This is a genomic window from Modestobacter italicus (assembly GCF_019799965.1).
In the GTDB taxonomy this organism is placed as follows: Bacteria; Actinomycetota; Actinomycetes; order Mycobacteriales; family Geodermatophilaceae; genus Modestobacter; species Modestobacter italicus_A.
The window spans coordinates 319,125-335,579 of the sequence record NZ_JABGCJ010000005.1 but is presented as its reverse complement, the minus strand read 5'-3'; the positions used below and the strand labels follow the sequence as shown (position 1 = coordinate 335,579).

General features: G+C 74.8%; 13 protein-coding genes. 8 read left to right on the top strand and 5 right to left on the bottom strand.

Annotated elements, in window-relative coordinates; translation table 11 throughout:
* The first annotated feature begins 24 nt into the window (after nucleotides 1-24).
* The 3 genes from HLA93_RS14675 (at nucleotide 25) to HLA93_RS14665 (ending at nucleotide 4,134) form a co-directional block, all read left to right on the top strand.
* Nucleotides 25-2,253, top strand: coding sequence for a glycoside hydrolase family 3 C-terminal domain-containing protein (locus HLA93_RS14675; protein ID WP_222195119.1), 2,229 nt, complete (start codon nucleotides 25-27; stop codon nucleotides 2,251-2,253).
* A complete protein-coding gene (locus tag HLA93_RS14670) occupies nucleotides 2,250-3,041 on the top strand; it encodes an SGNH/GDSL hydrolase family protein (RefSeq protein ID WP_222195118.1) in 792 nt (263 codons plus the stop codon). Before HLA93_RS14675 ends, HLA93_RS14670 begins: the two co-directional genes overlap by 4 nt.
* A gap of 76 nt (nucleotides 3,042-3,117) precedes the next feature.
* Nucleotides 3,118-4,134, top strand: a complete 1,017-nt coding sequence (locus HLA93_RS14665; protein ID WP_222195117.1) for a zinc-dependent alcohol dehydrogenase family protein — start codon at nucleotides 3,118-3,120, stop codon at nucleotides 4,132-4,134.
* A gap of 39 nt (nucleotides 4,135-4,173) precedes the next feature.
* On the opposite strand, the gene HLA93_RS14660 is transcribed toward HLA93_RS14665, so the two are convergent.
* The 4 genes from HLA93_RS14660 to uxaC form a co-directional block, all read right to left on the bottom strand.
* Complete coding sequence (locus HLA93_RS14660; protein ID WP_222195116.1) at nucleotides 4,174-5,841, bottom strand: MDR family MFS transporter; 1,668 nt, start codon at nucleotides 5,839-5,841, stop codon at nucleotides 4,174-4,176.
* 40 nt (nucleotides 5,842-5,881) lie between these two features.
* The gene (locus HLA93_RS14655; RefSeq protein WP_222195115.1) at nucleotides 5,882-6,481 is read right to left on the bottom strand and encodes an acyl-CoA-like ligand-binding transcription factor; all 600 of its coding nucleotides are present in this window, start codon (nucleotides 6,479-6,481) and stop codon (nucleotides 5,882-5,884) included.
* 63 nt (nucleotides 6,482-6,544) lie between these two features.
* Nucleotides 6,545-7,900, bottom strand: coding sequence for a mannitol dehydrogenase family protein (locus tag HLA93_RS14650; RefSeq protein WP_308128149.1), 1,356 nt, complete (start codon nucleotides 7,898-7,900; stop codon nucleotides 6,545-6,547).
* The gene (gene uxaC / locus HLA93_RS14645; protein ID WP_222195114.1) at nucleotides 7,897-9,306 is read right to left on the bottom strand and encodes a glucuronate isomerase; all 1,410 of its coding nucleotides are present in this window, start codon (nucleotides 9,304-9,306) and stop codon (nucleotides 7,897-7,899) included. Before uxaC ends, HLA93_RS14650 begins: the two co-directional genes overlap by 4 nt.
* Before the next feature lie 98 nt (nucleotides 9,307-9,404).
* Here uxaC and HLA93_RS14640 point away from each other — a divergent pair, with 98 nt between their 5' ends.
* A complete protein-coding gene (locus HLA93_RS14640; protein ID WP_222195113.1) occupies nucleotides 9,405-10,685 on the top strand; it encodes a lactate racemase domain-containing protein in 1,281 nt (426 codons plus the stop codon).
* On the opposite strand, the gene HLA93_RS14635 is transcribed toward HLA93_RS14640, so the two are convergent.
* A complete protein-coding gene (locus HLA93_RS14635) occupies nucleotides 10,586-11,674 on the bottom strand; it encodes a LacI family DNA-binding transcriptional regulator (RefSeq protein WP_222195112.1) in 1,089 nt (362 codons plus the stop codon). The two genes, HLA93_RS14640 and HLA93_RS14635, sit on opposite strands and share 100 nt — an antisense overlap.
* A gap of 78 nt (nucleotides 11,675-11,752) precedes the next feature.
* On the opposite strand from HLA93_RS14635, the gene uidA reads away from it, so the two are divergent.
* The 4 genes from uidA to HLA93_RS14615 all read left to right on the top strand — a co-directional run bounded on the left by uidA (nucleotide 11,753) and on the right by HLA93_RS14615 (nucleotide 16,448).
* Entirely contained in the window at nucleotides 11,753-13,534 is a 1,782-nt protein-coding gene (gene uidA, locus HLA93_RS14630; RefSeq protein ID WP_222195111.1) for a beta-glucuronidase, read from the top strand.
* Between the two features lie 102 nt (nucleotides 13,535-13,636).
* A complete protein-coding gene (locus tag HLA93_RS14625) occupies nucleotides 13,637-14,500 on the top strand; it encodes an SDR family oxidoreductase (protein ID WP_308128148.1) in 864 nt (287 codons plus the stop codon).
* Complete coding sequence (locus HLA93_RS14620; protein WP_222195109.1) at nucleotides 14,497-15,696, top strand: pyridoxal phosphate-dependent aminotransferase; 1,200 nt, start codon at nucleotides 14,497-14,499, stop codon at nucleotides 15,694-15,696. Before HLA93_RS14625 ends, HLA93_RS14620 begins: the two co-directional genes overlap by 4 nt.
* A complete protein-coding gene (locus HLA93_RS14615) occupies nucleotides 15,693-16,448 on the top strand; it encodes a nitrilase-related carbon-nitrogen hydrolase (protein ID WP_222195108.1) in 756 nt (251 codons plus the stop codon). The genes HLA93_RS14620 and HLA93_RS14615 overlap by 4 nt, the downstream gene beginning before the upstream one ends.
* The last annotated feature ends 7 nt before the right edge of the window (nucleotides 16,449-16,455 follow it).

Sequence of the window (16,455 nt, the reverse complement as noted above, 5' to 3'; positions counted from 1 at the left end):
GGCCGGCGGCCGCAGGATCGGGGAGTGACTGCCACCACCCCGTCCGACCCGACCGTGCTGCCGCTGGAGCAGAAGGCCCAGCTCCTCTCCGGGCAGGACTTCTGGTCCACCCCGCCGGTCGAGGCGGCCGGCCTACCGTCGGTGGTGCTCACCGACGGGCCGCACGGCGTGCGCCGGCAGGTGGGCGACCTGGACCAGATCGGTCTCCTCGAGAGCGTGCCGGCCACCTGCTTCCCGCCGGCGGTGGCCGTCGGGTCGAGCTGGGACCCCGACGTCGCCGAGCGGATCGGGGCGGCGATCGGGGTCGAGGCGCGCGCGATCGGCGTCCCCGTCGTCCTCGGGCCGGGGGTGAACATCAAGCGGTCGCCGCTGTGCGGTCGCAACTTCGAGTACTACTCCGAGGACCCGCTGCTGGCCGGCGTCCTGGGTGCCGCGCACGTCCGCGGCCAGCAGGGTGCGGGTGTCGGTGCCTCGGTGAAGCACTTCGCGGCCAACAACCAGGAGACGCAGCGCATGCAGGTCAGCGCCGACGTCGACGAGCGCACGCTGCGGGAGATCTACCTGCCGGCGTTCGAGCGGGTGGTCACCGAGGCGCAGCCGGCCACGGTGATGTGCGCCTACAACAAGGTGAACGGGGTCTACGCCTCGCAGCACCGCTGGCTGCTCACCGAGGTGCTCCGCGAGGAGTGGGGCTTCACCGGCGCCGTCGTCTCCGACTGGGGCGCGGTCGACGACCGGGTCGCCGCCCTGGAGGCCGGCCTGGACCTGCAGATGCCCGGTGACCACGGGGCCGGCAACGCCCTGGTGGTGGACGCCGTGCGCAGCGGCCGGCTGGACGAGGCCGTCGTCGACCGCAGCGTCCGCCGGGTGGCTGCGCTGGCCGGGTACGTCGGCGAGCCGACCGACGGCTTCGACGCCGACGCCCACCACGCGCTGGCCCGCGAGCTCGCGGCCGGCTGCGCGGTCCTGCTCAAGAACGACGGCGGTGCGCTGCCGCTGGCGTCCGGGCAGCGGCTCGCCGTGGTCGGCGAGTTCGCCCGCACGCCGCGCTTCCAGGGCGGCGGCAGCTCGCACGTCAACGCCACCCGGGTCGACGACGCGCTCACCGCGCTGCAGGCGACCCGCCCGGTCGTGTTCGCCCCCGGCTTCACCCTCGACGGCTCGGGGGACGCCGCCGAGCTGCGGGAGGAGGCCGTCGGCCTGGCCCGGGACGCCGACGTCGCCGTGGTGTTCGCCGGGCTGGCCGAGGGCGACGAGTCCGAGGGCTTCGACCGCACGCACATCGACCTGCCCGCCGCCCAGGTGGAGCTGATCCGCGCGGTCGCTGCGGTCAGCCCGCGGACGGTCGTCGTCCTCTCCTCGGGAGGCGTGGTCTCCCTGGAGGGCTGGCACGACGACGTCGACGCCGTGCTCGCCGGCTTCCTGCTCGGCCAGGCCGGCGGCAGCGCGCTGGCCGACCTGCTCACCGGCGCCGTCGACCCCTCGGGCCGGCTGGCCGAGACCATCCCGCTGCGGCTGGCGGACACCCCCAGCCATCTCAACTTCCCGGGGGAGCAGGGCCACGTCCGGTACGGCGAGGGCGTGATGGTCGGCTACCGGCACTTCGTGACAGTCGACCGCCCGGTGCGGTACCCGTTCGGGCACGGGCTGAGCTACACGACGGTCGAGACCAGTGACCTGCAGGTCACGACCACCGGGGCCGACAGCGCGGAGGTCGCCGTCACGGTCACCAACACCGGGAGCCGCGCCGGCCGGCACGTCGTCCAGGTGTACGTGGCGACCACCGCCGGGCCGGTACGCCGGCCCGCCCGCGAGCTGCGCGCCTTCCGCAAGGTGGCGCTGGCGCCGGGGCAGTCGGAGACGGTGACCTTCCCGCTGGACCGCCGGGCGTTCGCCCACTGGGACGTGCGGGAGTCCGGCTGGGTCGTGGCGCCGGGGGAGCACACCGTCCAGGTCGGGCGCAGCGCCACCGACGTCGTGGCCGAGGCGACCGTGACGCTGGCCGGCGACGAGATCGTCCCGGAGCTCACCCTGCAGTCCTCGGTCGCCGAGTGGTTCGAGCACCCGGTCGCCGGCCCGCAGCTGCTGGAGGGCTTCCTGGCGACGATGCCCGAGGGCGCCGGTGAGATGCACGCCGGGATGCTGCAGATGATCGGCTCGATGCCCATGCGCCGGTTCGCCGCCGACTTCGGTGCCGCGATCCCGGCCGCGGAGCTCGAGCGGCTCATGGCGGCGGCCCAGGCCGCCCGGTGACCCGCTACGTCGCCCTGGGCAGCTCCTTCGCCGCCGGCCCGGGCATCGACCCGATCCTGCACCCGGGATGCGCGCGGTCGGGTCGCAACTACGCGCACCTGGTCGCCGAGCGCCTCGGGTACGACCTGGTCGACGTCACCTCCGGCGGGGCGACGATCGACGACGTCCTCACCCGGCCGCAGGCGCTGCTGGCCGGCGGCACCGTGCCGCCGCAGGTCGACGCCGTCGGCCCGGACACCGACCTGGTGACCGTGACCGTCGGCGGCAACGACGTCGAGTACCTGCTCACCCTGCTGCGCTGCTCGTTCCGGGCCGACCCGGAGGGCACGCCGCTGCCGGCCCGGGCCTTCTTCGGCACCCCGGTCGACCCCGCGGCGGTGAGCGCGGCGCTGGCCGCACTGCCGGACCGGCTGGCCCGGCTGGTCGGGGAGGTCCGCCGGCGGGCGCCCCGCTCGAGGGTGGTGCTGGTCGACTACCTCACCGTGGTGCCGGAGCAGCCCACGCCCGACTTCCCGATGAGCGGGGAGCACCGCCGGCTGTGCGCCGACGTCGGACGGCGGCTGGAGGCGGCCACCGCGGCGGCCGCCCGCCACACCGGGGCCGAGCTGGTGGCGGCCTCGGCCGTCTCCCGCGACCACGCCGTCGGCTCGCGAGAGCCGTGGGTCACCGGCTGGGTGTTCGGCGACCTGCTGGGCGGCGGGGTCGCGCCGTACCACCCGAACGCGGCCGGCATGCGGGCCGTCGCCGACCTGGTGGTCGAACAGCTGTCGGCCGACCGGGCGCACTGACCGGCGGTTCGTCCCGGCGGGGGCGGGCAAGGAGGACGGGTCCGCACCCGTTCTCCCCGAGAGGAACACCGCCCCCATGCGCGGAGCAGTCCTGCACGCCCCCGGCGACGTCCGCGTCGAGCAGCTCGACGACCCACGGGTCGTGGAGCCCACCGACGCCGTCGTCCGGGCCTCCGCCACCTGCGTGTGCGGCTCGGACCTGTGGCCCTACCGCGGCATCAACGAGGTGACCGAGCCGTCCCCGATCGGTCACGAGTACTGCGGGATCGTCGAGGAGGTCGGCAGCGACGTCACGACGGTCCGGCCGGGCCAGTTCGTCATCGTGCCGTTCATCGCCTCCGACGGGACCTGCGCGCACTGCCAGGCCGGCTACCAGAGCGCCTGCACGCACCGGGTGGGCATCACCGGGGCCCAGGCCGAGCTGCTGCGGGTGCCGCACGCCGACGGCACCCTGGTCGCCACCCCCGAGGTCCCCGCCCCCGAGCTGCTGCCGAGCCTGCTCACCCTCTCCGACGTCATGGCCACCGGCTGGTTCGCCGCCGTCGCCGCCGGTGTCCAGCCGGGGATGACCGTCGCGGTGGTGGGGGACGGTGCCGTCGGACTGCTCGGCGTGCTCTCGGCCGCCCAGCTGGGGGCCGAGCGGATCATCGCCATGAGCCGGCACGAACCGCGGCAGCGGCTGGCCACCGGGTTCGGTGCCACCGACATCGTGACCGAGCGCGGCGACGAGGGGGTGGCGCGGATCCGGGACCTCACCGACGGGGTCGGTGCGGACGCCGTCCTGGAGTGTGTGGGCACCGGCGAGTCGATGGACCAGGCCATCCGCTCCACCCGCCCCGGTGGCGGCGTCGGGTTCGTCGGCGTCCCGCACGGCGTGGAGATCACCGGGCGGCAGCTGTTCTCCACCATGGTGCGGCTGCACGGCGGGCCGGCCCCGGTGCGCCGCTTCCTGCCCGACCTGATCGACCGGGTCTGGTCCGGTGCGATCGACCCGGGCCGGGTGTTCGACCTGACCCTGCCGCTGGACCAGGCGGCCGAGGGCTACCGCGCGATGGACGAGCGCCGGGCGGTCAAGGCGCTGCTGACGCCGTGACGGGACGGCGCCCGGGACACCGGCCCCGGGCGCCGTCCGCTACGCGCGGACGTCCACGTCGTCGCCCCGCTCGTCGCCGACCGGCTCGACCAGGACGGGCTCCTCGACGCCCGGGTCCGCGTGCAGCGCCGCGAGGTCTGCCTCGGAGGCCACCGCCTCGCCGCGGGCGACCATCCCGGCGACGTCGGACAGCGGCACCTCGCGCAGCGCGAACGCCAGCAGCAGCGCGACGACCAGGATCGGCACCAGGTACCAGAACACCGGCGCCAGGGCGTTCGCGTAGGCGTCCACGATCGCGGTGCGCAGCGGCTCGCCGGCGGCCTCGACCGCCGTCGGCACCAGCGTGTCCGGGGAGGTGATCCTGGCCTGCACGGCCTGCTCGGGGTTGCCGGCCAGGGCCTCGCCGAGCCGGTCGCCCAGCCGGCTGGTGAACAGCGTGCCGAAGACGGCGACGCCCAGGACCGCACCCACCTCGCGGAAGTAGTTGTTCGTCGAGGTGGCCGTGCCGATCTGCGCGGCCGGGACGGCGTTCTGCGCGGCGAGCACGACGTTCTGCATGACGAGCCCGAGGCCGGCGCCGAGCAGGAAGAACATCGCGCCGACGGTCCACAGTGCGGTGTCCCCGGCCAGCGTGGTCATCCAGACCATCGCCGCCAGGATCAGCGCGACCCCGGCGATGGTGAAGACCTTGTAGCGGCCGGTGCGCATGATCACCGCGGCCGAGCTCTGGATGGTCAGGATGATCCCGGCGGTCATCGGCAGCATCAGCAGCCCGGAGTTCGCCGCCGACAGGCCCGAGCTCATCTGCAGGTAGGTGGGCATGAAGGCGATCGCTGCGAACATGCCCAGGCCCACGGCCATGCCCAACGCGGTGGCCACCACGAAGGTGGGGTTGCCGAACAGGGACATCGGGACGATCGGCTCGACCGCCCGCCGCTCCACCAGCACGAACGCCGCCACCGAGCAGGCGAGCACGGCCAGCAGCGCCAGCACCTGCCAGGAGCCCCAGCCCTCGCTGCCGCCGATGTCGGCGGCCAGCACCAGCGACGTGGTGGCGACCGACAGGGTGAGGATGCCGGCGAGGTCCAGCGGTGTGGTGCTCCGCTTGCGCGGCAGGGTGAGGGCCGCCCAGCCGACGGCGAAGGCGGCCAGCCCGATCGGGACGTTCACCCAGAAGCACCAGCGCCAGCCCAGTGCCGCCGAGTCGGTGAAGAACCCGCCGACCAGCGGCCCGGCGACGGCGGAGAGCCCGAACAGCGCCCCGATCGGGCCCATGTACTTCGCCCGCTCCCGGGCCGGCACGATGTCGGCGATGATCGCCTGCGACAGGATCATCAGTCCGCCGCCGCCGAGGCCCTGCACGCCGCGCCAGAACACCAGCCAGCCGAAGTCCGGCGCCAGCGCGGCCCCCAGGCTCGCGGCGGTGAACAGCCCGATGGCCACCAGGAACAGCGTGCGGCGGCCGAACAGGTCGCCGAACTTGCCGTAGACCGGCATGACCAGGGTGGTCGCCAGCAGATAGGCGGTGGTCATCCAGGCCATGTGCGAGACGCCGCCGAGCTCACCGACGATCGTCGGCATCGCGGTCGAGACGATCGTCTGGTCCAGCGCGGCCATCAGCATGCCGGCCAGCAGCGCGCCGAAGATGGTGTTGATCCGCCGGCGGGTCAGGACGATGGGCGGCGCGGCGGTGGGCGCGCTGGACATGGAGCTCCTCAGGAGTCGTGCGGGCGGAGAGTCGGTCGGGTCAGCGGCGCGGGGCGGGGAAGCCCGCCTCCACCTGGTCCCAGCCCTCGGCGACGAGGGCGGGCAAGGAGGCGGTGTAGCCGCCGGCGCGCCACCGGTGCAGCGCGCTGCGCATCACCGAGCCCTGGACGGCGGCGAGCAGGCTGGGCTGGACGTCGAGCTCGGCCCGGGTGCCGGTGCGGTCCGCGAGCCACTCGGCCAGCAGCTGCTCGCTCTGCGCGAACGAGGCGGTGAGCCGGGCGGCCAGCGCCGGGTGCGCGTCGACGACCTGGAGCCGGAGCGGCCACAGCTGGGACTCCGCGGCCATCCGCGCGGCCTCGGCGACCTGCGCCGCGCGCAGCGCCTGGACGGGGGTCTCGGTCGCCGGCCGGGCGGACAGCGCCTCGGCCAGGCGGAGGGGGTGCTCCGGGTCCAGGCCGATCACCGCGTCGTCCTTGGACGGGAAGTAGTTGAAGAAGGTGCGGGGGGAGACCTCGGCGTCGGCGGCGATGTCGTCGACCGACACGCGGTCCAGCCCGCGCTCGGCGACCAGTCGCAGCGCCGATTCGTGCAGTGCCGCGCGGGTGGCCTGCTTCTTGCGCTCGCGCAGCCCGACCGTCACGCCGGAGAGCATGACAGGAAAACTGCACTCACTGCAAACATGCGCTGACTGCACGGCGCGGCGTCAGCGTCGGGTGGCGGCCCCGAGCTCTCCCCGCACGGCGGCCACCAGGCCGGCGTCGTCCCCGAGGCCTGGGGAGAGGGCGCTCAGCAACTGGGGGACGACGACGGCGGGCGGGCCCGATGCCAGGCCGGTGAGCTCGTCGGCCCGGACGTCGCGGAGCGGCGACGCGTCACGGACATGGGCCGACCAGCCGGCGAGCACCGCCACGGCGGCGTCCGACAGCCGGCCGGCGGCCCGCTCGCGCAGCAGCACCGGGACGATGCGCACCGGGAGCTTCTGGGAGCCGTCGACGCCGATCTGCGCCAGCGCGTGCCGGATCCGGGGGTTGCCGAACCGCTCCAGCAACGCGTCCCGGTAGTCGGTGACCTCCGTGCCGGTCAGCCGGAGGTGCGGGGTGCAGGTGTCCCACCAGGCCTCGACCAGGCCCCGGCACACCGGGTCGGCGACCGCGTCGGCGACGGTGACGTGCCCGCGCGCCGGCCCGGTGTAGGCCAGGATCGAGTGCGCGGCGTTGAGCAGCCAGAGCTTGCGCTCCTCGTACGGCGCCACGTCCGAGGTGAGCACGGCACCGGAGGCGTCCCAGCGCGGCCGGCCCGCCGGGAAGTCGCCGGCGAGCACCCACTCGCTGAACGGCTCGGTCACCACCGGGCTGCGGTCGTCGACCCCGGTCGCGGCGCGCACGGCCTGCCGGTCGGCATCGGTGGGCGCGGGGGTGATCCGGTCGACCACGGTCGTCACATAGGAGACCTGCCCGGCTGCCCACGCCAGCAGCGACGGATCGACGAGGGCGGCGAGGTCCTCGACCACGGTCCGCAGCACCGCGCCGTTGTCCGGCAGGTTGTCGCAGGACACCAGCGCCAGCGGCCCGGCGTCGGCCCGGCGGCGGGCGAGCAGCCCGGCCACCAGCCGCCCCGGTGCGGTGCGGACGACGCCGGGGCCGTCCCGCAGTGCGGCGACGTCGGCGACGACGCGCGGGTCGGCGGTGTCCAGCCGGCCCGCGGCGTCCCGCAGGTAGCCGGCCTCGGTGACGGTGAGCGTGACGGCGGCGACCTCGGGTGCGGCCAGGGCGGTCAGCCATGCGTCGCCGTCGGTCGCGGGGTGGGCGGACACGACCGACCGGACGACCGCGAGGTCGTCGCCCCCGGCGGCCCGGGTGACCAGCGTGTAGAGGCCGTCCTGCGCGGCGAGCGCCTCGGCGAGGTCGGGCCGCCGGCCGGTGAAGGCGGCGATGCCCCAGCCCTCGGCATCGGGCGCCCGGTCGGTGTACCAGGCCTGGTGGGCGCGGGAGAAGGCACCCAGCCCCAGGTGCACGAGCCGCACCGGGGGCGCGGCGGTGGTGCGGCGCAGCGAGCTCACAGCCGGAACACCTCGCGCGGGCGGACGGCGACCAGGTCGGCCAGCGTCTCCTGCGCCTCGTCCTCGTCCAGCACGTGCTCGGCCACCAGGCCCGCCAGGTACCCGGCGTCCAGCCGCCGCGACATGTCGTGCCGAACGGGGATGGAGCAGAACGCCCGGGTGTCGTCGATGAACCCGGAGGTGCGGGAGAAGCCCGCTGTCTCGGTCACCGCACCGCGGAACCGCCGGACGGCCGCCGGTGCGTCCAGGAACCACCACGGTGCGCCCACGTACACCGAGGGGTAGAAGCCGGCCAGCGGGGCGAGCTCCCGGGAGAACACCGTCTCGTCCAGGGAGAACAGCACCAGGTGCAGCCCCGGGGAGGTGCCGAACCGCTCCAGCAGCGGGCGCAGCGGATCGGTGAAGTCGCCGCGCAGCGGGATGTCGTGCCCGGTGTCCGGGCCGTGTGCGGCCAGGGTCGGCCCGTGGTGGTTCCGCCGGACGCCGGGGTGCAGGGTCATCACCAGCCCGTCCTCGCAGGACATCCGGGCCATCTCCAGCAGCATGTGCCGGCGCAGCGCCACGGACTCCTGCTGCGTGGCGGTACCGGCCAGCGCGGCCCGGTACACCCGCTCGGGGTCGTCCAGCGGCTCGGTGCCGACGTCGGCATGGCTGTGGTCCGCCGAGACGGCGCCGTGGGCCCGGAAGAACGCCCGACGGTCCTCCATCGCCGCCACCCAGCCGGACCACGTGCCGGTGTCGACCCCGCTGACCTCGCCCAGCCGGGCCACCCCGGCGGCCCAGCCCGGCTGCCCGGCCTCCAGGTACCGGTCGGGCCGGAAGGTGGGCAGCACCCGGCCGGCGAAGCCGGGGTCCGCGGCGAGCGCCGCGTGCGCGGCCAGGTCGTCGCACGGGTCGTCGGTGGTGGCGAGCACCTCGATGCCGAACCGCTCGAACAGCGCGCGGGGACGGTGGGACGCCTGGGCCAGGCACCCGGCGACCTGGTCGTAGACCGCGTCGGCCGTCTCGCCCGACGGGCGGACGGTCACCCCGAAGACCTCGGCGAGCTCGGCCTCCAGCCAGTACCGCGAGGGCGTGCCGCGGAAGAGGTGCCAGTGCTCGCAGAGCAGCCGCCACACCCGCCGGCTCTCGTCCTCGGACAGGTCGCTGCACCCCACGCCCAGGTCGGCCAGCGGGACGCCGCCCGCGTGCAGCAACCGGGTCACGTAGTGGTCCGGCGTCACCAGCAGCGTGGCCGGGTCGCGGAACGGGGTGTCCTCGGCGAGCAACCGGGCGTCGACGTGGCTGTGCGGGGAGATGACCGGCAGGGAGCGCACGGCCTGGTACAGCCGGCGGGCGACGTCGCGGACCCCCGGATCGGCGGGCAGCAGCCGGTCGGGATGCCGGTTCAGGGCAGCGGAGGGCACCCGGCGATGCTCCGGTGGCCGGGAACCCGGCGGCAATGCGTTGCCAGCAGTTGTCTCCGGGGCTTGTCGCCGCCTCCACCGGCCCCGAGGGTTGCGGCATGACGGTGCTGCCCGACCCGGTCGCCGACCTCGCCGCGCAGGCCGCGCTCCTCGGCGGGCCCGGCCAGGTGCTCGCCGAGGACGAGGTGGCCGGCTTCGTGGCCGCCCAGCTCGCCGAACAGGACCTCGACGGTCGCAGCGTCTGCGTGGTCATCCCGGACGCCACCCGCAGCTGCCCGCTGCCGCTGCTGCTCGGCGCGGTGCACCGGGCGCTGGCCGGCCGGGTCAGCCGGCTGACCGCCCTCGTCGCGCTGGGCACCCACGCCCCGATGACCACCGTCCAGCTGGCCCGGCACCTGGGCGGCGACCCGGCGACGCGGTATCCGGGGATGGAGGTCCGCAACCACGAGTGGGCCGACCCGGCCACCTTCGTCTCGCTGGGGGTCATACCGGCCGAGCGGGTCGCGGAGCTCTCCGAGGGTCGGCTGGCCGAGGGCGTCGACGTGCGGCTCAACCGGGCGGTGGTCGAGCACGACGTCGCGCTGGTGGTCGGGCCGGTGTTCCCGCACGAGGTGGTCGGCTTCTCCGGCGGCAACAAGTACTTCTTCCCGGGCGTGGCCGGCCAGGAGATCATCGACCTGTCGCACTGGCTGGGCGCGCTGATCACCAGCGCCGACATCATCGGCACCCGCGGCATCACCCCGGTCCGGGCGCTGATCGACGAGGCGGCCGCGCTCATCCCGGCCCGGACGCTGGCCCTGTGCCTGGTCGTCCAGTCCGGCACGGGGGCGCTGCACGCCGCCGCCTTCGGTGAACCGCGGGCGGCCTGGGCAGCGGCCGCAGGAGTGTCCGCGGAGACCCACGTCCGGTACCTGGACGCCCCCGTGCGCCGGGTGCTGTCGGTGATGCCGGAGAAGTACGACGACATCTGGACGGCGGCCAAGGGCTTCTACAAGCTCGAGCCGGTCGTCGCCGACGGCGGCGAGGTGGTTCTCTACGCGCCGCACATCACCGAGATCGCCGCCATGCACCCGGAGATCGAGGAGATCGGCTACCACTGCCGGGACTTCTTCGTCGGGCAGTGGGAGCGGTACCGGCACCTGCACTGGGGGGTGCTGGCGCACTCCACGCACCTGCGCGGCGCCGGCACCTGGGACCCCGAGCACGGCGAGCGGTCCCGGGTGCGGGTCACCCTGGCCACCGGCATCCCCGAGGACGTCGTGCGCCGGGCGAACCTCGACTACCTGGACCCGGCCGACGTCGACGTCGAGGCCTGGGCGGCCGACGGCGAGACCTTCGTGGTGCCCGACGCCGGCGAGGTGCTCTTCCGGCTGCGCTGAGCCGTCGACTCGCGCACCACCAGGCGGACGGGGAGGACGACCGGTGACCCGGTGGCGCCCGGTGCGCCGTCGATCATGGCCAGCAGCGCCCGGGTGGCCGCGGCGCCGCCGGCGTGCAGGGGCGCGGCCACCGTGGTGAGCCCGGGCGTGACCAGCTCGGCGGCGCCGATGTTGTCGAACCCGACCACGCTGACGTCCTCCGGCACCCGGACCCCTCGGCCCCGCAGACCGCGGAGCACACCGATCGCCAGCTGGTCGTTGTAGGCCAGCACCGCCGAGATCGAGTGTCCGCCCAGCTCCTCGGCGGCACGCATGCCGCCGGCCACGTCGGGGGTGGAGGGGCCGAGCCGGCGCACCCGCAGCTGGAGCTCGGTGGCGGTGTCGAGCAACGACCGCCAGCGCGTCCCCTCGGCCCAGGACGCCGCCGGGCCGGCGACGTAGCCGAGCGAGGAGTGCCCCAGCCCGGCCAGGTGCTCGACGGCCTCGCGCATGCCGCGGCCGTTGTCCGGGACGACGCTGGGCACGTCGCCGACCGCGCGGCCGAGCACGACCAGCGGCTTCTGCTTGGCGATCACCCGGATCGCCGAGTCCGACATCCGTGAGCCGGCCAGCACGACGCCGTCCACGGACGGCAGCGCTCGCTCCAGAGCCGCGCGCTCCTGCCGGTCGGACTCCTGGGAGTCGGCGAGGAGGACGGTGCAGCCGGCCGCGCTGGCCGCCGCCTGGACCCCCCGCACCATCTCGGCGTAGACCGGGTTGCCGATGTCGGAGACCAGCACCGCGATCATCCCGGTCCGGGTGGTCGCATGAGCCCGGGCCTGCGGGGTGGTCCGGTACCCGAGGGAGTCGGCGGCCTGCCGGACGCGTTCGGCGGTGTCCGCGTGCACCCGCCCGGGGCGGGAGAAGGTGCGGGAGACCGTGGACGCCGCGACCCCGGCCGCGCGCGCGACGTCGTAGATCGTCACCCCGTCCGCTCGTGAGCCGTCCACGACCCGAGTGTGCCCGCGGCACGACAATCCGTGGCAATCCGTTGCCGCACCCGCCGCGGCTGTGTCCTACTCGGCGACATGCTCCGCCCCCAGGACAGCCCCACCCGCGAGCGGAGGAGCCTGGACGGGCTCTGGCAGTTCCGCCTCGACCCGGACGGCGTCGGGCGCGAGGCCGGCTGGTGGCGCGGTCGGCTGCAGGAGACCCGCGAGGTGCCGGTGCCGGCCAGCTACAACGACCTGTTCGCCGACGCCGCGGTGCGCGACCACGTCGGGGACGCCTGGTACCAGACCACCGTCCGGGTGCCGCGGGGCTGGGCCGGGCAGCGCGTCCTCCTCCGGTTCGACGCGGCGACCCACCGGGCCGTCGTCTGGGTGGACGACGTGGAGGTCACCCGGCACGAGGGCGGCTACACCCCCTTCGAGGCCGACGTCACCGCGCACGTCCGCCCCGGGGAGCCGATCCGGGTGACCGTGGTGGTCAACAACGAGCTCACGTGGGAGTCGGTGCCCCCGGGCGAGGTCGAGGAGACCCCGCGGGGACGCAGGCAGGTCTACTTCCACGACTTCTTCAACTACGCCGGGCTGCACCGCTCGGTCTGGCTGCACAGCACCCCGCACGCCCACCTGGACGACGTCACCGTGGTCACCGGCCTGGCGGGGGACTCCGGCACGGTGGAGTACCGGGTCGGCGCGGTCGGCGCCGACGGGCTCGGCGTCCGGGCGGTCCTGCGGGACGCCGAGGGCGTCGAGGTGGCCACCGCTGAGGGCGCGTCCGGCGTTCTGCAGGTGGCCGGCGTGCACCCGTGGCGACCGGGGGAGGGCTACCTGTACGACCTGGAGCTGTCCCTGACCGACGGCCCCGACCTGGTGGACAGCTACGTGCTGCCGGTCGGGGTGCGCACCGTCGAGGTCCGTGGCCAGCAGTTCCTGATCAACGGCGAGCCGTTCTCCTTCACCGGCTTCGGCAAGCACGAGGACCTGCCGGTGCGCGGCAAGGGCCACGACGACGTCTTCCTGGTGCACGACGCCGCGCTGATGCGCTGGATCGGCGCCAACAGCTTCCGCACGGCGCACTATCCCTACGCCGAGGAGGTGCTCGACTTCGCCGACCGGAACGGGATCGTGGTCATCGACGAGACCGCCGCGGTCGGGCAGAACATGACCCTGGCCGCGTTCGCGCTGGGCCGCCCCAAGGTGCCCACCTTCTCCGCGGAGACGATCGGGGAGGCCGGCCACGCCGCCCATGCCCAGGCGATCCGGGAACTGGTGGCCCGCGACCGCAACCACCCGAGCGTCGTCCTCTGGAGCATCGCCAACGAGCCGGAGTCCGACACCGACGAGGCGTGCGCGTACTTCGAGCCGCTGTTCGACCTGACCCGGGAGCTGGACCCGACCCGGCCGGTGGGCTTCGCGAACATGATGTTCTCCGCGTACGGCAAGGACCGGCTGCACCGGTACGCCGACGTCGTCATGCTCAACCGCTACTACGGCTGGTACCGGCACGCCGGTGACCTGGTCGCGGCCGAGGAGGCGCTGGAGGCCGAGCTGACCGGCTGGGCGACCGAGGGCAAGCCGATCATCGTCACCGAGTACGGCGCCGACACGGTCGCCGGCCTGCACCAGGTCACCCCGTTGCCGTGGAGCGAGGAGTACCAGGTCGAGTTCCTGGAGATGTACCACCGGGTCTTCGACCGGATCGACGCCGTCGTCGGCGAGCACGTCTGGAACTTCGCCGACTTCGCCACCGGCCCGGGCACCAGCCGGGTCGACGGCAACCGCAAGGGCGTCTTCACCCGGGACCGCCGCCCCAAGGCGGCTGCGCACATGCTCCGTCGCCGTTGGCGTGGAACGGGCGGCTGAGGACGGGCTCGACTCGGTCCGCGGTCCGATCCGGAGCCTGGCGCGGAGCGCGGGGCACCCATGGGGCAGCGGTACCGACGGGGGATGGGCGAGGATCGGCCGGTGACCGACTCCGCGGACCCGACCATCGCCGTGACCGGTTCGACCGGGCGGCTCGGCAGCCTGGTCGCCCGGCTGCTCGCCGACGCCGGGGTGCACCAGCGGCTGCTGGTCCGCGACCCGTCCCGCGCACCGCGGCTGCCGGACGCCACCGTCGTCGCCGCGCCCTACGCCGACCGGCCGGTGGTGCGGGAGGCGCTGGCCGGCGTGGGCACGGTGCTGATGGTGTCGGCGAGCGAGTCCGCCGACCGGGTGGAGGTGCACCGCAGCTTCCTCGACGCGGCGGCCGACGCCGGGGTCGGGCACCTGGTCTACGTGTCGTTCCTCGGGGCCGCGCCGGACGCGACGTTCACCCTGGCCCGCGACCACTGGGCCACCGAGCAGCACGCCCGCTCGCTGGGCCTGACCACCACGTTCCTCCGGGACGGGCTCTACGCCGACGACATGCCGGCGCTGGTGGGGGAGGACGGCGTGCTCCGTGGCCCCGCGGGCGAGGGCCGGGCGTCGGTCGTGGCGCTGGCGGACATCGCCGCCGTCGCCGCGGCGGTGCTGCAGGACCCGGCGCCGCACGCCGGGGCGGCCTACGACCTGACCGGCCCGGCGGCGCTCACCCTCGACGAGGTCGCCGGGACGGTCACCGCCGTCACCGGGCGGCCGGTCCGCTACCAGCGGGAGACCGTCGAGGAGGCGTACGCCAGCCGGGCCGGGTATGGAGTGCCCCGCTGGCTGGTCGACGCCTGGGTGTCCACCTACACCGCGATCGCGGCGGGAGAGATGGCCGCGGTCAGCACTGCCGTCCCGGACCTGCTGGGACGCCCGGCCACCCCGCTGGCCGAGGTGCTCGGCGCGGGAGGCCCGGCAGCATGACCCGCGCGCCGTACCTCTCGTCCCGGCTGCAGGGCTTCGGGACGACGGTCTTCGCCGAGATGAGCGCGCTGGCTGTGACCACCGGAGCGGTCAACCTCGGGCAGGGCTTTCCGGACACCCCCGGCCCGGCCGAGGTGCTCGACGTCGCCCGCGCGGCGATCGGCACGCCCTACGACCAGTACCCGCCCGGCCCGGGGCACCCCGAGCTGCGCGCGGCGATCGCCGAGCACCAGCAGCGGTTCCGCGGCCTGGCGTACGACCCGGCCGACCAGGTGCTGGTGACCGCCGGCGCCACCGAGGCGCTGACCGCCGCGCTGATCGCGCTGCTGGAGCCCGGCGACGAGGTCGTCCTCTTCCAGCCGATGTACGACAGCTACGCCGCCGCCGTGGCCATGGCCGGTGGCGTGCTGCGCCCGGTGCCGCTGCGCCCACCGGCCAGCACCGGCGGGATCACCACCGGCGAGTGGACCTTCGACGAGGCCGAGCTGCGGGCCGCGGTCACCCCGCGGACCCGGCTGCTGCTGCTCAACACCCCGCACAACCCGACCGGCAAGGTCTTCAGCTCCGAGGAGCTGACGCTGCTGGCCGAGGTGGCGACCGCGGCCGACCTGCTGGTGCTCACCGACGAGGTCTACGAGCACCTGGTCTTCACCGGCGCCGGGCACCGGTCGCTCGCCGCCCTGCCCGGGATGGCCGAGCGCACGCTGGTGGTCGGCAGCGGCGGCAAGACCTTCTCCACCACCGGCTGGAAGATCGGCTGGGTCTGCGGACCGGCGCCGCTGGTCGCCGCCGTCCGCACCGCTAAGCAGTACCTGACCTTCGTGAACGGCGGCCCGTTCCAGCCGGCGATCGCCGCCGGGCTCCGGCTGCCGGACGCCTTCTTCACCGGCATCGCCGCCGACCTGGAACGGCGCCGCGACCTGCTGGTGGCCGGACTGGCCGAGGCGGGGCTGCCGGTGGTCAGCCCGCAGGCCGGCTACTTCGCCACCGTCGACGTCCGGCCGGTGCAGCCCGACGGCGACGGGTGGGCGTTCTGCCGGTCGCTGCCCGGGCGGGCCGGCGTCGTCGCCGTCCCGGCCGTGGTGTTCTACGACCCGGCGGACGCGCACCTGGGCCGGCACCTGGTGCGGTTCGCCTTCTGCAAGTCCGACTCCGTGCTCGAGGACGCCGCCCGGCGGTTGAAGGAGATGCAGTGAGGATCGCCGCGGTGCAGCACGACATCGTCTGGGAGGACCGGGACGCCAACTTCGCCCGGCTCGCGCCGCAGGTGGCCCGGGCGGTGGGCGCCGGCGCGGAGCTGGTGCTGCTCACCGAGACGTTCTCCACCGGCTTCTCGATGACCCCGGGGATCGGCGAGCCCGAGGACGGGCCCTCGGCGCAGTTCCTCACCGCCCAGGCCGCCGAGCACGGCGTCTGGGTGGCCGGCACCTGCCCGGAGGTGGACGTGGCCGGCGAGCTGCCGCACAACACATTCGTGCTCGCCGGCCCGGACGGCACCGCCCACCGCTACCGGAAGATCCACCCGTTCGCCGACGAGCGCACCCGGTTCCGCTCGGGCACCGGCCCGGTGACCGTCGAGGTCGGGGGTCTGCGGATCACCCCGTTCATCTGCTACGACCTGCGCTTCGCGGACGTGTTCTGGGCGGCGGCGCCGCACACCGACGTCTACCTGGTGCCGGCGAACTGGCCCAGTGCCCGACGGCACCACTGGACGACGCTGCTGCAGGCCCGGGCGATCGAGAACCAGGCCTACGTGGTCGGCTGCAACCGGGTGGGCACCGCCGGCGACGGCACCGAGCACGCCGGTGACAGCCGGGTCGTGGACCCGATGGGCGAGCTGCTGGCGACCGCGTCGGGGGTGGAGACGATCGTGCTCGCCGACGTCGACCCGGACCGGGTCACCGCGACCCGCGACCGGTTCCGCTTCCTGGCCGACCGCCGGAGCTGACCCGGCG